Raw genomic sequence first — 17,033 nt, forward strand, 5'->3', positions numbered from 1 at the left:
TCGTGAGGGAAGGAGGTAGCGTGGAGGCTGTCGGCACGCGCAACAAAGGCCGATGTCCCGCGGCGTCTTTTCCGCCAAGATACGGAGGCGCAATGCCGTAACGGCAAGCAAAACGCGCTGGTCAGCGCCAATTTTTGGCGGCAAGCTGGGAAAAAATAACAGAGAGGATTTTAGTGATGCACCCGTCCATCTATGCCCGCACCACGCCCGATAAAGCTGCTGTAATCATGGCGGAAAGCGGCCGGATTATCAGCTTTGCCGAACTGGATGCGATGTCGAATCGCGCCGCGCAACTTTACCGCGCCGCCGGATTGCAGGCGGGCGACACGCTGGCCATCCATATGGAAAACCACCCGCTCTATTTCGCGCTGATATGGGGCGCGCAGCGGGCGGGCTTGCATTATGTGTGCATGTCTTCGCGCCTCACCTTGCCGGAAGCGCGCTACATAGTGGAAGATTCCGGTGCGAAATTGCTCGTCACTTCTGCCGCAATGACCAAGGTTGCAGAGCCGCTACGCGCGGCGCTGGAGGCCGATCAGATGCCGGTCAAATTGATGATGGCGGATAGCGTTGTGCCGGGTTTCACGTCGCTCGAAGCGGCGCTGGAGGCGGTCCCAGCCACCCCGATTGCTGACGAGCGGGCGGGGGTGGATATGCTCTATTCGTCCGGCACTACCGGACGGCCCAAGGGCGTTAAAATACCGCTCCCCGAAGACCCGGCGATTGACGGGCCGAGCGTCCTCACCCAGCTTGCGCGGCTTTTATACCAGCCGGACGGCGACAGCGTCTATCTGTCGCCCTCGCCGCTTTACCATGCAGCGCCCTTACGCTGGTGTATGTCGCTGCACCGTTTGGGCGCGACTGTTGTTGTGATGGAGCATTTCGACCCCGAACAGGTGCTGGCGCTGGTCGAACGGCATCAGGTCACCCACGCACAATTTGTGCCGACCCATTTTGTCCAGATGCTCAAGCTGCCCGAAGAGGTGCGCGGCAAATATAGGCATGACAGTCTTAAAACCGCTTTCCATGCGGCGGCCCCCTGTCCGGTGCCGGTCAAGCAGGCGATGATAGACTGGTGGGGGCCGGTTATCAGCGAATATTATGCCGGCTCCGAAGGCATTGGCATGACGCATATCCGCTCGGACGAATGGCTGGAACGGCCCGGATCGGTCGGCAAAGCCATTCACGGCATCGTCCATATCTGTAACGATGAAGGCGAAGAATTGCCTGCGGGCGAAGAGGGGATTGTCTATTTCGAAAGCCCGACCGAATTCCATTATCATAATGATCCGGAAAAGACGGCGGAATGTCGCTTGCCCAATGGCTGGATGACCTTGGGCGATGTCGGGCACATGGATAGTGACGGCTATCTGACGCTCACCGACCGCAAAAGCTTCATGATTATTTCGGGCGGCGTTAATATCTATCCGCAAGAGATTGAAAACCGGCTGATCGTCCATCCCAAGGTTGCCGATGCCGCCGTTGTCGGCGCGCCCGATGAAGTGATGGGCGAAAAGGTGGTGGCGGTGATCCAGCCGCTAGATCAGGCCGATGCGGGTGATGCGTTGAGGGCGGAACTGGAAGCATGGTGCCGCGCGGAACTGTCCGGTGTCAAAATACCGCGCCAGATTGATTTTGTGGACGAATTACCGCGCCATCCCACCGGAAAGCTTTATAAGCGGCTCGTGCGTGACCGTTATTGGGGGAAAGCATGACAGAGGTTCGGAATTTTCGCGACCGTGTATCGCTGACAGTCGCAGACCATATTGCCGATGTGCGACTCATCCGCGCGGACAAGATGAATGCGCTGGACGGCGATATGTTTGCCGCAATCAACGAGGCTATCGACTGGCTCGCCGCGCAAAAAACGGTGCGCGCGGTCGTGCTGTCGGGTGAAGGGCGCAGCTTTTGTGCCGGGCTTGATGTGCAAGCGATGATGGGCGGCGGAGTTGGCAGCGGCAAACCCTTGGTGGAGCGCACCCACGGTGATGCGAATTTTGCCCAAGCCGTCGCATGGGGCTGGCGCACGCTCCCCATGCCGGTCATCGCGGCGGTGCATGGGGTCTGCTTTGGCGGCGGCTTCCAGATTATGAGCGGGGCCGATATTCGCGTCGCAACCGCCGATGCGCGCATGGCGATCATGGAAATGAAATGGGGCATCGTCCCCGACATGGCGGGCTATGCGCTGTGGAAAGGCTTGGTGCGCGACGATATTTTGCGCGAATTGACCTATACCAACCGCGAATTTTCCGGCGCAGAGGCGGCGCAATTAGGCTTTGTCAGCCATATTGCCGAAGATCCGCACAGCGTTGCGATGGGACTTGCGCGCACGATAGCCGCGAAAAACCCGCACGCCATCCGCGCCGCCAAGGGGCTGTTCAACGCGAATTGGGACCGCAGCGACAGCGAAATCCTTATGGCCGAAAGCGTGGCGCAAGACGCGCTTTTGCGCACCCCCAACCAGATGGAACAGATTATGGCCGAAATGCAGAAGCGTCCGGCGCACTTCGAAGACTAAATAGAAGGACTAACCTCCCTCTCCTTGAGGAGAGACGTTGGGGTGGGGCTTGTCGTTGTCTATCACCAAGCGCAAAAATTCCGCCGCATCCATCCATTCCTGTTCATGAAAAGCGCGCGCTTTCCGGGCGTCACTGTCCGCGCCCCACATTTCTTCCTGCCATAATTCGTCGAGGACAACCGCAGGCCAAAGCTTGGCGGCGCTTTGATGCCCTTCGGCAATCGCAAGGCTGGCGACCAGCGAACCGCCTAGGGTGGTGAGGATGGAGAGCGGGGCCAGCACAAAGGCCGGGTACTTGGCGACCGCCGCGCCTAACCGGCTGAGTGTTGCTTCGGCCTGGGTCACGGGAATAATCCCCTGTGTAATTTCAAACTGCACATCATAGAGCCGCTCGGCCCAATCGAGCAGCGGGTTCCATGCCGCGACCTGCCGCGCGACCAGCGGCTCCGGTTCAAGCGCGCGGTAACAGAAAAGATCGCTTTCGGCATAGCGCGCAATATCGGCAATATAAGGCGCGGGGTCCGGCGCAATCCGGTCAATTGCGGCATTGGCCATGCCGGTAAAGCGCATCCCGCGCGGGTCAACCTCTTCACCCTGACTGCGCCATTCTTCGGCAATGCGGTCGGCCAAGGCTTGGGTCGGCACGGTCAGCAAGGCGCGGCCCGGTGTCCTAACCGGCATATTGTCGAGGAGGATAGAAAAACCGTCCGTTTCGGGGCGGATGCTGACTTCTTTATAGAAACGCTTCACTGGTCTGGACTCCGCCATTTATGCGCGAGCGATTGCGGAATCCACAATGCGGCGATCAGCCCAGCAAAGAAAAAAATCAGGCCGAGCATCATGCGGCCATCCTGCGGTACGAAATTGATCCGGTCCGAAAATACAAGGATGCCGAGCATCGCGAGCAAGGCCCCGATGATGCGCGTACTGATCAGGATGAAAAAACGCAGTTTGGCTTTTTCTTCCAAACCGGCGTCGGGGAGGGGAGGGGTGTCGCTCATATAAAAGTCCTGATTTCATCCGGATGGGTTGCAATATGGTCTGCACCGGCTGCGCGCAATATGGCGGGTTCATGATAACCCCAATCGACACCGATGGCGACCATGCCGGCGGCTTTGGCCATTTCCATATCATAGCTGGTGTCGCCGATCATGATGCTAGCGGCAGGGTCTGCGCCTGCATCGGCCAAGGCGGTCCACGCCATTGACGGGTGCGGTTTGGACGGGTGCCGGTCGGCGGTTTGCAAGCTGATAAAACGGCGCTCCAGCCCATGATGGTCAAGGATGCGCGCAAGCCCGCGATCCGAATTGCCGGTCGCTATACCAAGGAGCCAGCCATCGGCCTCCAGCGCGTCGAGCAGGCCGATAATGCCGCCATAAAGATGGCCGGTCTGGTAACTAAGCTGCTGGGTGAGGCTGGTATAGGCCGCCTTATAATCGGCGGCGAGCTTGTCGATAAACGCATCATCGGCCCACTGCGGTGCCAGCCGAGCCATCGCATCACGCACATGCAGTCCGACGCCGCGCCGCACCGCATGATGATCGGGAGGCTCCAAGCCATTGGCGGCAAAACAGGCATCCGCCGCCGTGCAAATATTATGCTGGCTGTCAATCAGCGTGCCGTCGCAATCAAACAGCGCCAGCCGGTTCATAGTGCCAAATTCCGCATCAGATGCGCCATTGCGCGGCGGCCTTGGGCCTCAAGGGCATCCGCAACATTGGCGCGCGCTCGCGCGTCTTTATTCTGCCCCAGCTTCACTGTCCCGCGCCAAGCGGTAACGCGCAGTTCAAAGCCGCTAATCGCGCGCGTGAGTTTGTCGAAATAGCCGGGGTCCATCTTGTCGCGGGTCCATAAGGGCTTGGGTGCAAGTCGTGCCTCCTGATCCTCCGAAAGGGCGTCCAACTGTGCCACCAGTTCATCGGCAGACAATTTGCGGATAAGCCCTTCCAGTTCCACCGCAACATAATTCCAGGTCGGCACCTGATTATCATGCCCGTACCAGTCGGGGCTCACATAAGCATCGGGGCCGTTGCACACAAAAAGTGCGGTACTGTTTTCAAGATACCGCGCGATGCCATTGCCGCGCGCGATATGGAAGCGCAGATGGTCCGCATCGTGCCAGACGACCGGCACATGGGCGACACGCGGGCCGTCCGGCGTTGCGGCAAATAATTGCCCGAACGCCTGATCGGCAACAAAGGCGCGCATCGCGTCGCGATCTTCCCAATGAAAAGTCGCGTTGGGATGCATCGGGGCCGGCCTTTCCTAAGTGCGCGTCTTGCGGCGGGCTTTGGGACGGGTGCCGGTGGTTTGCCCGACCCCGCGCGGCATTTTGCTCGCGATCTTTTTGGCAGACGCCTTATTGGCCGGTTTCTTGGCAGCAGGCTTGCGCTTCACCTCGCCGCGCCGCTCTTGCCGTTCGCCCTTCCGCTCTTTGCGCACTTGTTTGAAATGCGCCTTGGCCTGCTGCTTTTTGACCGCTTTGGGCGGCGGCGGTGGACCATCGTCAATCGGCAGATCGCCATTGGCAAGCTCGAAGCCAAGTTGCTCCATGCTTTCCGCAAAATGTTCGGGCAACTCGGCCTTGATGTCGATCCGCCCGCCATCGGGATGGTCGATGCGGATGCGGCGCGCATGAAGGTGCATCTTGCGGCTCACTGCGCCGGTGAGGAACGCATCCTTGCCGCCATATTTGCCATCGCCGACAATCGGATGGCCGATCGCCGCCATATGGACGCGCAGTTGATGGGTGCGGCCAGTGAAGGGCTGTAATTCGACCCATGCCGCGCGATTGCCGATATGTTCGATGACGCGGTAGCGCGAGCGCGACGGCGCGCCTTCCTTTTCATCGACATATATTTTCTCGCCGCCGGTGCCTGGCTGTTTGGCGAGCGGAAGGTCGATGACGCCATCTTCGACCGACGGCACACCCACGACCAGCGCCCAGTAAATTTTGCGCGCGGTGCGCCCCGAAAAGCTTTTGGCAAAAAAGGCGGCGGCCCGCGATGTGCGCGCGAGCAGCAACGCCCCGCTCGTATCCTTGTCGAGCCGGTGGACCAGTTTGGGGCGCTGGTCGCCATCAAACCATAAGGCGTCGAGCAAACCGTCGACATGCTCGCTAGTCTTGGTGCCGCCCTGTGTCGCCAGACCCGGCGGCTTGTTGATGACGATGGCCTGCTCATCCTTGTGGATCACAAGGCTTTCAGCAAAATCCATCTGGTCGACGGTCAATACCGGGCGCGGTTTTTTCGCTTTGACCTTGTCAGGGGCAGGGGCTTCGGCGGGAGGCACGCGGATTTGTTGGCCTGAGGCAACGCGGTCGCCCGGCGTTGCGCGCGCGCCATCGACACGAAGCTGACCCGTGCGCGCCCAACGCGACACAAGGTTGAAGCTTGCATCGGGCAAATGCCGCTTGAACCAGCGGTCCAGCCGGATGCCATCATCATCGGGGCCGACCGTGAAGGTGCGCACATCATCGCTATGCGCGGATTTCGGAGCCTTTGCCATCATGCCACCTGCCGCATCATCATGAGGCCGACAAACAGTGCCAAAACCGCCCCTAACACCGAGGCTGCACTATATCCCGCCGCCATCATCCATTGTTCCCGTTCTATCATATTCACCACTTCCAGACTGAAGGCGGAAAAGGTAGTGAAGCCTCCCAATACGCCAACGCCCAGAAACAAGCGGCTTTGCTCGCCCCCAACGCCGCTGCGCGCGAGCCAACCCACGAGCATGCCCATTGCAAAGCCGCCTGCAAGATTGGCGGCCAAGGTGCCATAAGGAAAGCCCGTGCCCAGCCCGTGCGTCAGCAAACGCCCGAGATGATAGCGCAATCCGGCTCCCAATGCGCCGCCCGCCATGACCAGCAAAGTTGAGTTCATAAAAGCCTGCCCTAAAGCAGCGGACAGATTAGGGGAACCGCTTTTATTGCAAGCGATGCGTGCGCAATTGTCGGCGCGTTAGGCTGTGCGCCCATGTCTCACCGGTCAGAAGCGATCAAACTGGTGGCGGGTTTCGTCAATCGGGGGATAAAGCTGGCGGATATGGGTGACGACGGCGGGATGCAGCGGCTGGACAAATTCGCACCCATGTTCGTTCTTGGCGCTCCAGCGCACCACCGCCTCCAGCGGTTGCAGTCCCGGTATCGAAAGCCAGACAAGATGGCCTTGGCTGACGCGGAACAGCGTGGCGATGCGGAAGCCCGAGGTCGAGAGGTCGAGAACCTCGACATCCATGGTTGAATGGCCGCGTTCGCGTAGCTTCGCGGTAAAGCCCACCGGCAAGCGCGAGGCTTTGCGCCCGTCCCGGCCTTCCTGGCGTTCGCGTCTTTCTGCGTCCACGGTTAAACCCTGCATCTTCGTCTAGCTAGAATGGCACGGGGGTATGATACCCCGCCTTATTTATGGACTTTACGGGTGCAGGGTTAAGATAGTGTTATAACTGGAAAATTTATGCCCGTTCAGATCGGTTTTTGCAGCGCCCGGAACATATCGGCAATTTCGACAAATTTTTCGCGCGGGCTGCCATCGCGGGCATTGGCGATCTCTGCAGCTTCGATAACTTTCCAGTCGCGGAAGGTGACGACAGGCACATTGCGCTCCTTAAGCAGCGCATCCAGCCCCGGACGTCCGGCCTTGCCATCGCCGCGGCCTATATCGGCGACAATATGGTCTGCGATCATCACCCCATCGGGCTTATTAGTGCCAATAGTGCCCGAAGGCCCGCGCCGCGCCCAACCGACGCAATAAAGCCCCGGCATAATGCGCCCGTCGACATTGGCAAAACGCCCGCGCCCATGTTCATAGGGCACGCCGTCAATCGGCGGCGTCTGGTAGCCGATGCAGGAAATGACCAGCGCGCAGTCTATTTCATATTGCTCGCCAGTGCCGATAGAACGGAGCTGGTCGTCCAGTTTCGTGCGCTCCACCACAAGGCGTTCAACCTTGCCATCGCCTTCGACCGCGACCGGCATCGCGTAAAAGTCGAATTCGACTATGATGGGTTTGGCCACCGGATTGGCCGCAAATTCGCGCAAATGGGTGACCGATTTACGCATGCCGGGCTCCAGATGCGCGTCCTCCAGCACATCGGGCAAGTCACCGGGATCGACGCGCGGCGCTGCCCGTTCGAGATGGCCGAGTTCGCCCAATTCTTTGGGGGTCATCGCAATCTGGTGTGGCCCGCGGCGGCCCAATATGGTGATATGGCGCACCCCGCTATGGAGCAGGCGCTCCAGCGAGTGGCTGACAATATCGCTGCCGCCAAATTCCTTTTCGGTTTTGGACAGGATGCGCGCGACATCAAGCGCAACATTGCCATTGCCGATAATCGCAACCCCCGCGCCATCGAGCGGCGGGTCGAGATCGGCAAAGTCGGGATGGCCATTATACCAGCCGACAAATTCTGCGCTTCCCAATATGCCGGGAAGCTCCGCCCCCGGTATATCGAGCGCACGGTCCACCGGCGCACCGGTGGCCAGTACCACCGCATCATATAGCTCTTGCAGTTCGGCGATGCTGATATGGTTGCCGACCTCGATATTGCCGACAAAGCGCACATTGTCGGTCAGTGCGACCGCTTCATAGCGGCGGGAGACGGCTTTGATGGATTGGTGGTCGGGCGCGACCCCGAAACGGATCAGCCCGAACGGGACCGGCTGTTTATCGAGAATGTCGATGGTGACATCATCACCATAGGCTTTTTGAAGCGACTCGGCGGTATAATATCCCGCCGGGCCAGAGCCGACGATGGCGATGTGGCGCATAAAAATCCTTCCCCGATATTCATTATTTTGCTTTTCGGATGTTTGCGCGGGACTCCCGTGAAACCGGGTTGATGCTAGCGTTGAAATGGCAGGATGCAAGCGTGCGGATTCGGGAGTTTTCAAACGCTTCCGAGGAACCGTTCACCGGAAGAAGCGATGAACAATGCACCGCCAAATCCCCTTGACACCAGCAATTCTGCGGCATAGACGCCCCCAACCATTGCCCGATCGTCTAATGGTAAGACTACGGACTCTGACTCCGTCAATCGAGGTTCGAATCCTCGTCGGGCATCCAAGCTTTTCTCTCGAAAAATCCGGATAAGGGCGCTCAGGCGCTCAATCTGCCGTCGCGGTGGATGGCGATGCCGTTCAACAGGCTGTCGGCAATCATGCGCGCGCGGGCATGGACCGCTTCGGCGGCCCCTTCCTTCGGTGCAAGTTCGTCCAAGGTCACGCGGAACAGCGCCAGCCAATGATCGAAATGTTCGCGGCCAATGTCGGGGATAGCGACATGGGCGGGCATCGGACGGCCCGAATAGGTGCCTGCATTATGCAGCACCGACGCCCAGAATTGCTTAAGCTTGGCGAGATGGTCCGGCCAATCATGGACGCGCGCGTTGAAAATCGGGCCTAACACATCGTCGACGCGGATTTTCGCATAAAAGGAATCGACGAACTGGTCGATATAGGCCTCGGTCACGCCAAGTGCTTCAGCCTCCGCTTTTTTGCGCGCGCGGGCGGCTTCTGCGTGCGGATGGGAAATGACGGTCGTGTTCTTTACCAGACGTCGGGGCTCTCTGTCAGATCGGTCATCCATTATCCTGTTCCTGATATTTGATTTCGAGATAGCGTCCGCGCGTCGCGAGCGCATCAAGGTCGCCGCTCGCAATATTTTCGCTCATCGTCTGGATTTCGCGCTCGATCACTTTGAGGCCGTCGACCAGTTCCTGATCCGCACTGCGCCCTCCGGCATTGGGGCGCGCGCGCATCGCAGGCGGCACGCGCTTATACCCGTTCACAAGGCCGGGAAGATGTTCGCCGACCAAGCGGCGCACTTCGTCAGCCGCCGGTTCGCGCGGGTCCAAGGTTTCCAGCTGGAGTCCCAACGTATCGAGTTGCACCCCGATACCGTCGACAAGCTGCTGGGCCGGCGCGGGGAGGGCAGGGCGCTGCGCTTCCAGCCAGATTTCGGTCTTGGCCGGAAGGCTCGCCATATCGCTCGACAGCAAGCGGTCCTCGGTCATGGCGGGCATTTGCGGGAAGACGGCAAAGACCAGCGATCCCATCAGCGCCATCATCGCCAGCACAATAACCCCGGTCACTCCCAACGGGCTGACCACCAGCGAAAAGGCGATGGCGCCGATGAGGAGCGCAATCCACCACAGGATAATGCGCAGGCCTTTCTGCCCCAGATGGCGCATCTTATAGCGCCGCGAACGGGTGCCGATGGAGCGCGACAATTTGGGCGCATCGGTGCGCCGCGCGCGGCTCCGCGCAATGCTCGCCTTGCCTTGTTCAACAATGAGGTCGGTTTCGGTCGTCATAAAATGTCAGATCAGCCTAACAGGTTCAGCCTTCAAGCGCGGAAAGCGGATTATCTTTGGGCGGGGCAAGTTTGGTAGCTTCCGCCTGACCTTCCGCGCGCGCAATATAGCCTTTGGATTTTTCGACTTCCTTCGACAGCGTATCCACCGTCGTTTTCATGGAATCGAGTGCCTTCAACTTGAACGTATCCACCGCATCCATCGTATCATAAATATTCTGGAATGCGCGCTGCAATGTTTCCATCGGCACGGTCGAAGACGCCGCTTGTTCGTGGATCAGCGCGGTATTCTGCTTCATCATCTGACCGGTGCCTTCGATGATGTTGGCGGTCGTCGTGTTGAGTGCGGTTATCTGTTCCAGCACCAGCTTTTGCCCGACCATCGCTTGCGCAACGGTAACAGCAGTGCGCAGCGCGCCGACGGTCGTGGTGCTGGCACGGTCAACGCCTTTGACCAGTTCGACATTATTCTTTTTGACCAAATCAAGCGCAAGATAGCCTTGCACCGTCACCGCCATCTGGGTGAGCAAATCCTGGTGGCGCTGGCGCACATAAAAGAGTGCGGTTTCGCGAATGGCTTTGGCCTTGGCGGGGTCAAGGCTGTCAAGGTCGGCGGCCTTTTCCTCAAGCTTTTGATCGAGCGTTTTGGCCATCACGATCATCTGCTCGAGCTTGCCCATCGATTCCCACATATTGCGGCGCTCGACGTCGATCGAGGCATTATCCATGAGCAGTTCGTCCTTGCCACCTTGCAGGCTCTTCAGGATCGACTGAATATGGTTTTGCGACGAGCGATAGCTGTCGAAATAATTGTTAAGCTTATTGCCGAACGGAATGATGCCGAGGATTTTGCGCGGGGAGGACAGTTTGCCCTGCTTTGAAGGGTCAAGCTGTTCGACCGTGCGGCGCAGTTCCGCCAAATCGGCCCCGACCGCGCCATCCCGGTCCATCGCGCGCACCGGACGGTCGAGGAAGCGGTTGCTATGCCCCGACGCATCGGCAATTTCCTTGCGGCCCATATTAGTGAGCAGGTCGATTTTCTGGCCGAATGCAGGGGAGTTGGCATCTTCTGCAACCAGATCTTCGATAAAGCCTTCGACCCGTTGCTCCAGCTTGGATTTCTGCTCGTCCGAGATCGAAACCAGCCCTGCGGCCTTTTCCGGCGAAACAGCAGGAACCGGATCGGGCGGCGTAAGCTTCAGATCGGTTTCGTTCGCAGTAACAGTCTCGGTGCTCGCCATGGATTTATGAGCCTTTCTCTAAGGTCGAAGCTGACCCGTAACATGGCGCTTTGCGGGGGCGGGTTCAAGGGAAAAACTGTGTTATTTTGATAGAACAGCTAGAAGGCAAAAGAGACGATTAGAAGCAAAGCGTCATGCGATACTTTTGTTGCGCCGCAGCGCGAAAATCGTTAAAGGCGCGCGCAAATGCCCGCCGTTGATTGGCGGGCCACCAACCAAAATGTTAGGCTTTTCCCACGATGTCCCTTCGCAACATCGCCATTATCGCGCACGTCGATCATGGTAAAACCACGCTGGTTGACCAGCTTTTCCGCCAATCCGGCACCTTCCGCGACAATCAGCGCGTCGAAGAGCGCGCGATGGATTCGAACGATCTCGAAAAAGAGCGCGGCATCACGATTTTGGCTAAATGCACGAGCGTCGAATGGAACGGCACGCGCATCAACATCGTCGATACGCCGGGCCACGCCGATTTCGGCGGCGAGGTCGAGCGGATTTTGTCGATGGTCGATGGCGTTATCCTGCTCGTCGATAGCTCCGAAGGCGCGATGCCGCAGACCAAATTCGTGACCGGCAAGGCGCTCGCGCTGGGCTTGAAGCCGATTGTCGTCGTCAACAAGGTCGACCGTCCGGACGAGCGCATCCAGGAAGTATTGGACGAAGTGTTCGACTTGTTCGTCAACCTTGACGCCAATGACGAACAGCTTGATTTCCCTGTTCTTTTTGCATCGGGCCGCAATGGTTATGCCAATGAAAATCCGGATGCGCGTGAGGGCGATTTGTCGCCCTTGTTCCAGAAGATTGTCGACCATGTCCCCGCGCCGAGCGTCGATGTCGATGCGCCTTTCCAGTTCCTCGTGACGCTGCTCGACCGCGACAATTTCCTGGGCCGTATCCTGACGGGCCGGATTGCTGCTGGCACGCTCAAGGTCAACGCACCGATCCACGCGCTCGACTCCGATGGCAAAATCATCGAAACCGGCCGCGCGTCCAAGATATTCTCCTTCCGCGGCCTTGAGCGTGTGCCGGTTGAAGAGGCCAAAGCAGGCGATATTATCAGCCTTGCCGGCCTCACTGTCGCGACCGTCGCCAACACCATCGCCGACACCAGCGTGACGACCCCGCTCGAAGCGCAACCGATTGACCCGCCGACGCTCTCGATGCGCTTTTCGGTCAATGACAGCCCGTTCGCAGGCAAGGAATCGCGCGACAATAAAGTCACCAGCCGCGTCATCCGCGACCGTCTGTTCCGCGAAGCCGAATCCAATGTCGCGATCCGCATCACCGAAAGCGACGACAAGGATAGTTTTGAAGTTGCAGGGCGCGGCGAATTGCAGCTTGGCGTTCTCATTGAAACCATGCGCCGCGAAGGTTTCGAGCTTGGCATTTCGCGCCCCAAAGTCTTGTTCCGCGAAGGTGAAAATGGCCGCGAAGAACCGTTTGAATCGGTCGTTATCGACGTGGATGACGAATTTTCCTCGACCGTGGTGAGCAAGATGCAGCGCCGCAAGGCGGACCTTCTTGAGCAAAAACCGTCGGGCGGCGGCAAGACGCGCCTCGTTTTCTCCGCCCCCTCGCGCGGGCTCATCGGCTATCATGGCGAATTTCTGTCGGACACGCGCGGCACCGGCATCATGAACCGCCTGTTCGAAAAATACGGCCCCTATAAAGGCGCGATCGAAGGCCGCCCGGTTGGCGTCCTTATCTCGAACGGGTCTGGTGAAACGGTCGCTTATGCGCTGAATGCGCTCGAAGATCGCGGCCTCCTCATGGTCCACCCCGGCGAGCCGGTCTATGAAGGCATGATTATCGGCGAAAATGCGAAGCCCGATGATCTGGAAGTCAACCCTATGAAATCGAAGCAACTGACGAACTTCCGTTCGACCGGCAAAGACGACGCCATCCGCCTGACCCCGCCCAAACGCCTGACCCTCGAACAGGCCATCGCCTATATCGACGATGATGAAATGGTCGAAGTCACCCCCAAAGCCATCCGCCTACGCAAACGCCACCTCGACCCGCATGAGCGTAAGAAAGCAAGCCGCGCTAAGGATTGAGGCGGTATCATATCAAATCGATGATTTCGTTTTGGTGATAGATAGTTGCTAGATATTGATGCTTGATACGAAATTGACTTCGGCGCTTGATTGCCGGAGTCAATTTAGACACGCCTTCAAGTTTGATCGCGGGATCATAGTAAATGACTCCCGCGACGACTGCTTTTAAGAATAAAATAAAGTCAGTTCCTTCGCACAACATTACCCGATTGCCGTACGCATATCTGGGAGGAGGCGCATCAAAAATTGATGGTATATATGCAGCTTGGGCATGCTTCCGGTTCCAATGTTCAAGAAGACCTTGAAACGACCAAGACGCAGCAATTTCGTCATTCAGATCGAGCAGTTGCAAACCACCATTAATGTCTGTGATCTTGCCTTTGGCGGCATCAAATCCGGCAACATTGAGTTTTAAGCCGGTATCTGAGTGCGGCATTTTCCCATAGCTATAAACACCGCCAAAGTTGATACGATCAGCTTTGCCACTTTTGTCGGCATAACCATATGACTTCAGAAAAGAAGCGACGCCATCATCCTTGTATACACCGCCTGTCGGCTCTGGTGTCATGAGGGTAACAGGGCTTTTGGGAAGAAATTTCTGAAAATTATTGACCCCATATTGCTTGACTTCCCACCCCATAAAATCGGGTTCTGCATCCCCATTTGGTCGGATACCAAGTTCTGCTTCAAGCGTGTAACCGCCTCCATTTCTTGCAGAATAGGCGTCTTTGTTACCATTCACCCCAAGTTTTTGCGAAGGGATCCACTTGCGTTGGTGAATCTGTTTTAATCTCTCCAAGAGAATATCTTTGGTGTCTCTGTCTTTAACTGTCGAAATGGGTAGTTCGACAAAAACGCCGATCATATCCCAACGCCGTGCGCGAACCTCTGTAGCCACCGCACTGGACGTCGCTGCTGCATAGCCCAATACGCGCCTATCCTGGGTTATGCCCAAGATCAGAACGCGCCCTACATCCCGCACTGACATCACATCGGAAGGGGCTTTCGCGCAATTTCTAAGGAAACCCGACATTCTGACTTCGGGGTAATCCGGATAAAGCACAAGTTGAGCATGGGGCGCGGGATAGGAACCGTTTTCGTCAATCCATCTGAAATCAACCTTTGCCTTAGGTCTTGGTTGTTTGCTTCCTGCTAATATGGACGTATCAATCTCTATTTCTCCATGCGGAATGATATTGAGGGCAGAAAAGTCTCCGCCCAGATAAATCTGGTTCTTGGAATTGTCATTCGGCGCCAATATTTTGGCATATATCCGACTTGCGCCAATTTCTCTCATCGCGCCAATTATGGCATCAAGCGATATGGTCAATCTAATCCCCCTTGAAAAATGATGACCTTTTGACAAATTCTACCATGCGAATGTGGCTTCTTTGGAGGTTACGACGTTTGCCCTTTTGCTTTCCCCCTCCAGAGCCGCCGCCAGATAAGGCTTCATCGCTTGGGCGAGAAACTCTACGACCGGCACCACCACGGCATTGCCGAATTGCCGGTAGGCTTGGGTATCGGATACCGGAATCTGCCACCGGCGCGTGCCACGGTCGAAGCCCATCAGCCGCGCACATTCTAATGGTGTGAGGCGGCGCGGGCGTTGGCCGGGCTGGTCGATCAGGATTTCGGAGCCATCCTTGTGATAACGGGCGGATAAGGTGCGTGCGACATCATCGGGGCCGAACAGGCTGTATCCGAACCCGTTTCCTTTGGCCGAATGTTTTTCCTTATAACCTTGAAGATATTCCCATAACCGCGGCGTCAGCGTATATTTAGGGTCAACCTGATCGGGCGGTAGCAGGATGCTGCCAAGCTTCGGACCGTCTTTTGCGTCCGGTAATTCCAGCGCACCAAGGTCAAAAGCCGTTGGCTCGCGAAACCCGACAATGAAAATCCGCTCGCGCTTTTGCGGCACCCAAGGAACGGAACTGATTACGCGCTTTTGCACATGGTAGCCCAGCTCGTTCTGGAGGACATGCATGATCGTCGCAAAAGTTTTGCCGCCGTCATGGCGTTCCAGATTTTTGACATTTTCTAGAACAAAGGCTGCGGGGCGATGGTGGCTGATAATTTGGGCGGTATCGAAAAACAGCGTGCCTTGCGTGTCGCACAAAAACCCGTGCGGTCGGCCCAACGCATTTTTCTTTGAAACACCTGCGATGGAAAAAGGTTGGCACGGAAAACCGGCGAGCAGGACATCATGGTGCGGAATCAAATCGGGATTTTCGGAAAATTCGCGGACATCGCCACGCAGTTGATGGTTGTCGCGGAAATTACGCTGATAGGTTTCTTGCGCTTTGCCATCCCATTCGGAGGTGAAAACGCAATGCCCGCCAATGCCCTGGAAGCCGATCCGCAGACCCCCTATCCCTGCGAACAGGTCGATAAAATTGAAGGCAAGGTTTCCATTATCTGCTGGAGGCTCTGCGACCGGCTTGGGCGCAAAACGCGCAATCGTCTGCAAGCTGCGGTAAACGGCAGCTTTGGGGGCGGTTTCGCCGCGTTCCCAGCGATATACGGCGCTGGGGGAATACCCCAATTCATCGGCGACCTCTTCCACGCTCATGCCGGTCAGTTTCCTGAGTTCCGAAAAAGAAAGAGTGTCGAGCATGATTGCCTCCGCTGGGTCATTTTTTGGCACAATGCCAGGAAGAGTCCCGCCGTGCAAGAGAAAATAACGAACATATAGAGAACAATTTTGGATTCTTTATTAGAACCATATGGCTGGACGGATTGCATCAAGAATGAAGGAAAGTGGTCCCATGCAAAACCGTGCCACCTACCGCGCGAGGCTCCGGATGCACAGTAAACGGACGGCGCGGCTCCGCCTAACGACGCAGGCTTGACGGACATGGAAACGGACGGCAAAGGCTCGGATATGACTGACGCACAAGCATTGACGCCGCCCGACCGGCTTTCGACCAACCCGCGCTCGCCCCATTTCGATATGGAGACTTTGCAGCGCGGCATCGGCATCCGCTTCAAAGGGCGCGAGCGCACCGATGTGGAGGAATATTCCATCTCCGAAGGCTGGATCCGCGTGGCGGCGGGCAAGACCCGCGACCGGCACGGCCAACCGCTCACCCTCAAACTCAATGGCGAGGTGGAAGCCTGGTTCGAGGATATTAAGGAAAAGGGCGCAGACACGGATGGCGATAAGGCTGCCGACGCGGAATAAGACGCGCGGGGGCTATGCCCCTTATCACACAAGGATATAAAAAAGGCCGCTGATCCAAGCGGCCTTTTTTATGTGTCCGGTGAGGGACGCAATAAGAGAAGCGGGCTTTGCCGGTTAACGTACCGCCGCTACCATCATCGCCAGTTCGGGCGAGGGGGTGATGGTCTTGGCAAATGCGGGATGCTGGATGGGTTCTGCCTGCGCAAGCTGGATCGGCGCACCGCGATCCCCGCGACCATTATAGATAAAACCATTGGTCGGATTGGCGCGCAGGCCGAGCGCACCGATCGGCGCATACCATACTTTGACGCTGGTCCAATCGCCGTTGGCCGATACATCGACCACTTTGACATTGCGCTCGATCTGGCCGCGACGGCCATTGATCGGCGACCAGTTGGAATGGCTGATGAGGATTTCGCGGTCGTTGATAATCTTGCTCACCACGGCGACATGGCCGAGCGGCATTGAACGGGTGCTTTTGAACGACAGCACCGCGCCGATTTTGGGGGTGTTGCCGCGCGCATATTTGCCCGCTGCCTGCGCCCACCATGTATGCGCATTGCCACGAATATCGACGCCCGACATGTCGCGTGCGAACGGAACGCATTGCAAAGCTTGGGCCGCACTCACCGGCGCGAGCATCGCAAGGGCGGCAACGGCGAGGCCGAAAGCTTTTTTTCCGAACATATTTTGCGATCCCGCTCTGTGAAGCCCCGTCTT

The 17,033-nt window shown here is 57.6% G+C and carries 18 protein-coding genes and 1 tRNA gene; 5 read left to right on the forward strand and 14 right to left on the reverse strand.

The features are described from left to right. Positions 1–176 precede the first annotated feature (176 nt). Positions 177–1,715 carry an acyl-CoA synthetase gene (locus DMP17_RS00930; protein WP_337827205.1) on the forward strand — a complete coding sequence of 513 codons (1,539 nt, stop codon included), beginning with the start codon at positions 177–179 and terminating at the stop codon, positions 1,713–1,715. Beyond that, positions 1,712–2,518, forward strand: coding sequence for a crotonase/enoyl-CoA hydratase family protein (locus tag DMP17_RS00935; protein ID WP_337827206.1), 807 nt, complete (start codon positions 1,712–1,714; stop codon positions 2,516–2,518). Before DMP17_RS00930 ends, DMP17_RS00935 begins: the two co-directional genes overlap by 4 nt. Before the next feature lie 9 nt (positions 2,519–2,527). Here DMP17_RS00935 and DMP17_RS00940 read toward each other — a convergent pair whose 3' ends face one another. The 8 genes from DMP17_RS00940 to DMP17_RS00975 all read right to left on the reverse strand — a co-directional run bounded on the left by DMP17_RS00940 (position 2,528) and on the right by DMP17_RS00975 (position 8,408). Then, on the reverse strand, positions 2,528–3,268 hold the full coding sequence (locus DMP17_RS00940) for an ATP12 family chaperone protein (protein ID WP_337827207.1): 741 nt from the start codon (positions 3,266–3,268) through the stop codon (positions 2,528–2,530). Beyond that, positions 3,265–3,519: a hypothetical protein gene (locus DMP17_RS00945; protein WP_337827208.1), complete on the reverse strand. Its 255-nt coding sequence runs from the start codon at positions 3,517–3,519 to the stop codon at positions 3,265–3,267. The genes DMP17_RS00940 and DMP17_RS00945 overlap by 4 nt, the downstream gene beginning before the upstream one ends. Further along, on the reverse strand, positions 3,516–4,169 hold the full coding sequence (locus DMP17_RS00950; RefSeq protein ID WP_337827209.1) for an HAD-IA family hydrolase: 654 nt from the start codon (positions 4,167–4,169) through the stop codon (positions 3,516–3,518). The genes DMP17_RS00945 and DMP17_RS00950 overlap by 4 nt, the downstream gene beginning before the upstream one ends. Continuing rightward, the gene (locus DMP17_RS00955) at positions 4,166–4,768 is read right to left on the reverse strand and encodes an FMN-binding negative transcriptional regulator (RefSeq protein WP_337827210.1); all 603 of its coding nucleotides are present in this window, start codon (positions 4,766–4,768) and stop codon (positions 4,166–4,168) included. Before DMP17_RS00955 ends, DMP17_RS00950 begins: the two co-directional genes overlap by 4 nt. A gap of 15 nt (positions 4,769–4,783) precedes the next feature. Next, positions 4,784–5,989, reverse strand: a complete 1,206-nt coding sequence (locus DMP17_RS00960; RefSeq protein ID WP_337827211.1) for an RluA family pseudouridine synthase — start codon at positions 5,987–5,989, stop codon at positions 4,784–4,786. Between the two features lie 35 nt (positions 5,990–6,024). Then, positions 6,025–6,402, reverse strand: a complete 378-nt coding sequence (gene crcB / locus DMP17_RS00965) for a fluoride efflux transporter CrcB (protein WP_337827212.1) — start codon at positions 6,400–6,402, stop codon at positions 6,025–6,027. A 105-nt stretch (positions 6,403–6,507) separates the two neighbouring features. Continuing rightward, entirely contained in the window at positions 6,508–6,861 is a 354-nt protein-coding gene (locus DMP17_RS00970) for a PilZ domain-containing protein (protein ID WP_337827213.1), read from the reverse strand. 119 nt (positions 6,862–6,980) lie between these two features. Beyond that, the gene (locus DMP17_RS00975) at positions 6,981–8,408 is read right to left on the reverse strand and encodes an FAD-dependent oxidoreductase (RefSeq protein ID WP_337827214.1); all 1,428 of its coding nucleotides are present in this window, start codon (positions 8,406–8,408) and stop codon (positions 6,981–6,983) included. 98 nt (positions 8,409–8,506) lie between these two features. Here DMP17_RS00975 and DMP17_RS00980 point away from each other — a divergent pair. Then, a tRNA-Gln gene (locus DMP17_RS00980) sits at positions 8,507–8,580 on the forward strand. A gap of 33 nt (positions 8,581–8,613) precedes the next feature. Here DMP17_RS00980 and DMP17_RS00985 read toward each other — a convergent pair. The 3 genes from DMP17_RS00985 to DMP17_RS00995 are packed head-to-tail and all read right to left on the reverse strand — an operon-like array spanning position 8,614 to position 11,069. Continuing rightward, positions 8,614–9,102 (reverse strand): group III truncated hemoglobin, encoded by a 489-nt coding sequence (locus tag DMP17_RS00985; protein ID WP_337827215.1) that lies wholly within the window; start codon positions 9,100–9,102, stop codon positions 8,614–8,616. Continuing rightward, positions 9,095–9,829 carry a hypothetical protein gene (locus DMP17_RS00990; protein WP_337827216.1) on the reverse strand — a complete coding sequence of 245 codons (735 nt, stop codon included), beginning with the start codon at positions 9,827–9,829 and terminating at the stop codon, positions 9,095–9,097. The genes DMP17_RS00985 and DMP17_RS00990 overlap by 8 nt, the downstream gene beginning before the upstream one ends. A 25-nt stretch (positions 9,830–9,854) precedes the next feature. Next, the gene (locus tag DMP17_RS00995; RefSeq protein ID WP_337827217.1) at positions 9,855–11,069 is read right to left on the reverse strand and encodes a toxic anion resistance protein; all 1,215 of its coding nucleotides are present in this window, start codon (positions 11,067–11,069) and stop codon (positions 9,855–9,857) included. Between the two features lie 239 nt (positions 11,070–11,308). Between DMP17_RS00995 and typA the strand changes: the two genes are divergently transcribed. Further along, positions 11,309–13,126, forward strand: a complete 1,818-nt coding sequence (gene typA, locus DMP17_RS01000; RefSeq protein WP_337827218.1) for a translational GTPase TypA — start codon at positions 11,309–11,311, stop codon at positions 13,124–13,126. Positions 13,127–13,133: 7 nt separating this feature from the next. Here typA and DMP17_RS01005 read toward each other — a convergent pair whose 3' ends face one another. Beyond that, a complete protein-coding gene (locus DMP17_RS01005; protein WP_337827219.1) occupies positions 13,134–14,456 on the reverse strand; it encodes an MvaI/BcnI family restriction endonuclease in 1,323 nt (440 codons plus the stop codon). A 39-nt stretch (positions 14,457–14,495) separates the two neighbouring features. Beyond that, positions 14,496–15,746 (reverse strand): DNA (cytosine-5-)-methyltransferase, encoded by a 1,251-nt coding sequence (gene dcm / locus DMP17_RS01010; protein ID WP_337827220.1) that lies wholly within the window; start codon positions 15,744–15,746, stop codon positions 14,496–14,498. A 240-nt stretch (positions 15,747–15,986) separates the two neighbouring features. Here dcm and DMP17_RS01015 point away from each other — a divergent pair, with 240 nt between their 5' ends. Then, positions 15,987–16,313 carry a DUF3297 family protein gene (locus tag DMP17_RS01015; protein ID WP_337827221.1) on the forward strand — a complete coding sequence of 109 codons (327 nt, stop codon included), beginning with the start codon at positions 15,987–15,989 and terminating at the stop codon, positions 16,311–16,313. A 114-nt stretch (positions 16,314–16,427) separates the two neighbouring features. On the opposite strand, the gene DMP17_RS01020 is transcribed toward DMP17_RS01015, so the two are convergent. Beyond that, positions 16,428–17,000, reverse strand: coding sequence for a CHAP domain-containing protein (locus tag DMP17_RS01020; RefSeq protein ID WP_337827222.1), 573 nt, complete (start codon positions 16,998–17,000; stop codon positions 16,428–16,430). Positions 17,001–17,033: the final 33 nt, after the last annotated feature.

It is taken from the genome of Pseudonocardia sp. TMWB2A, from assembly GCF_017312135.1.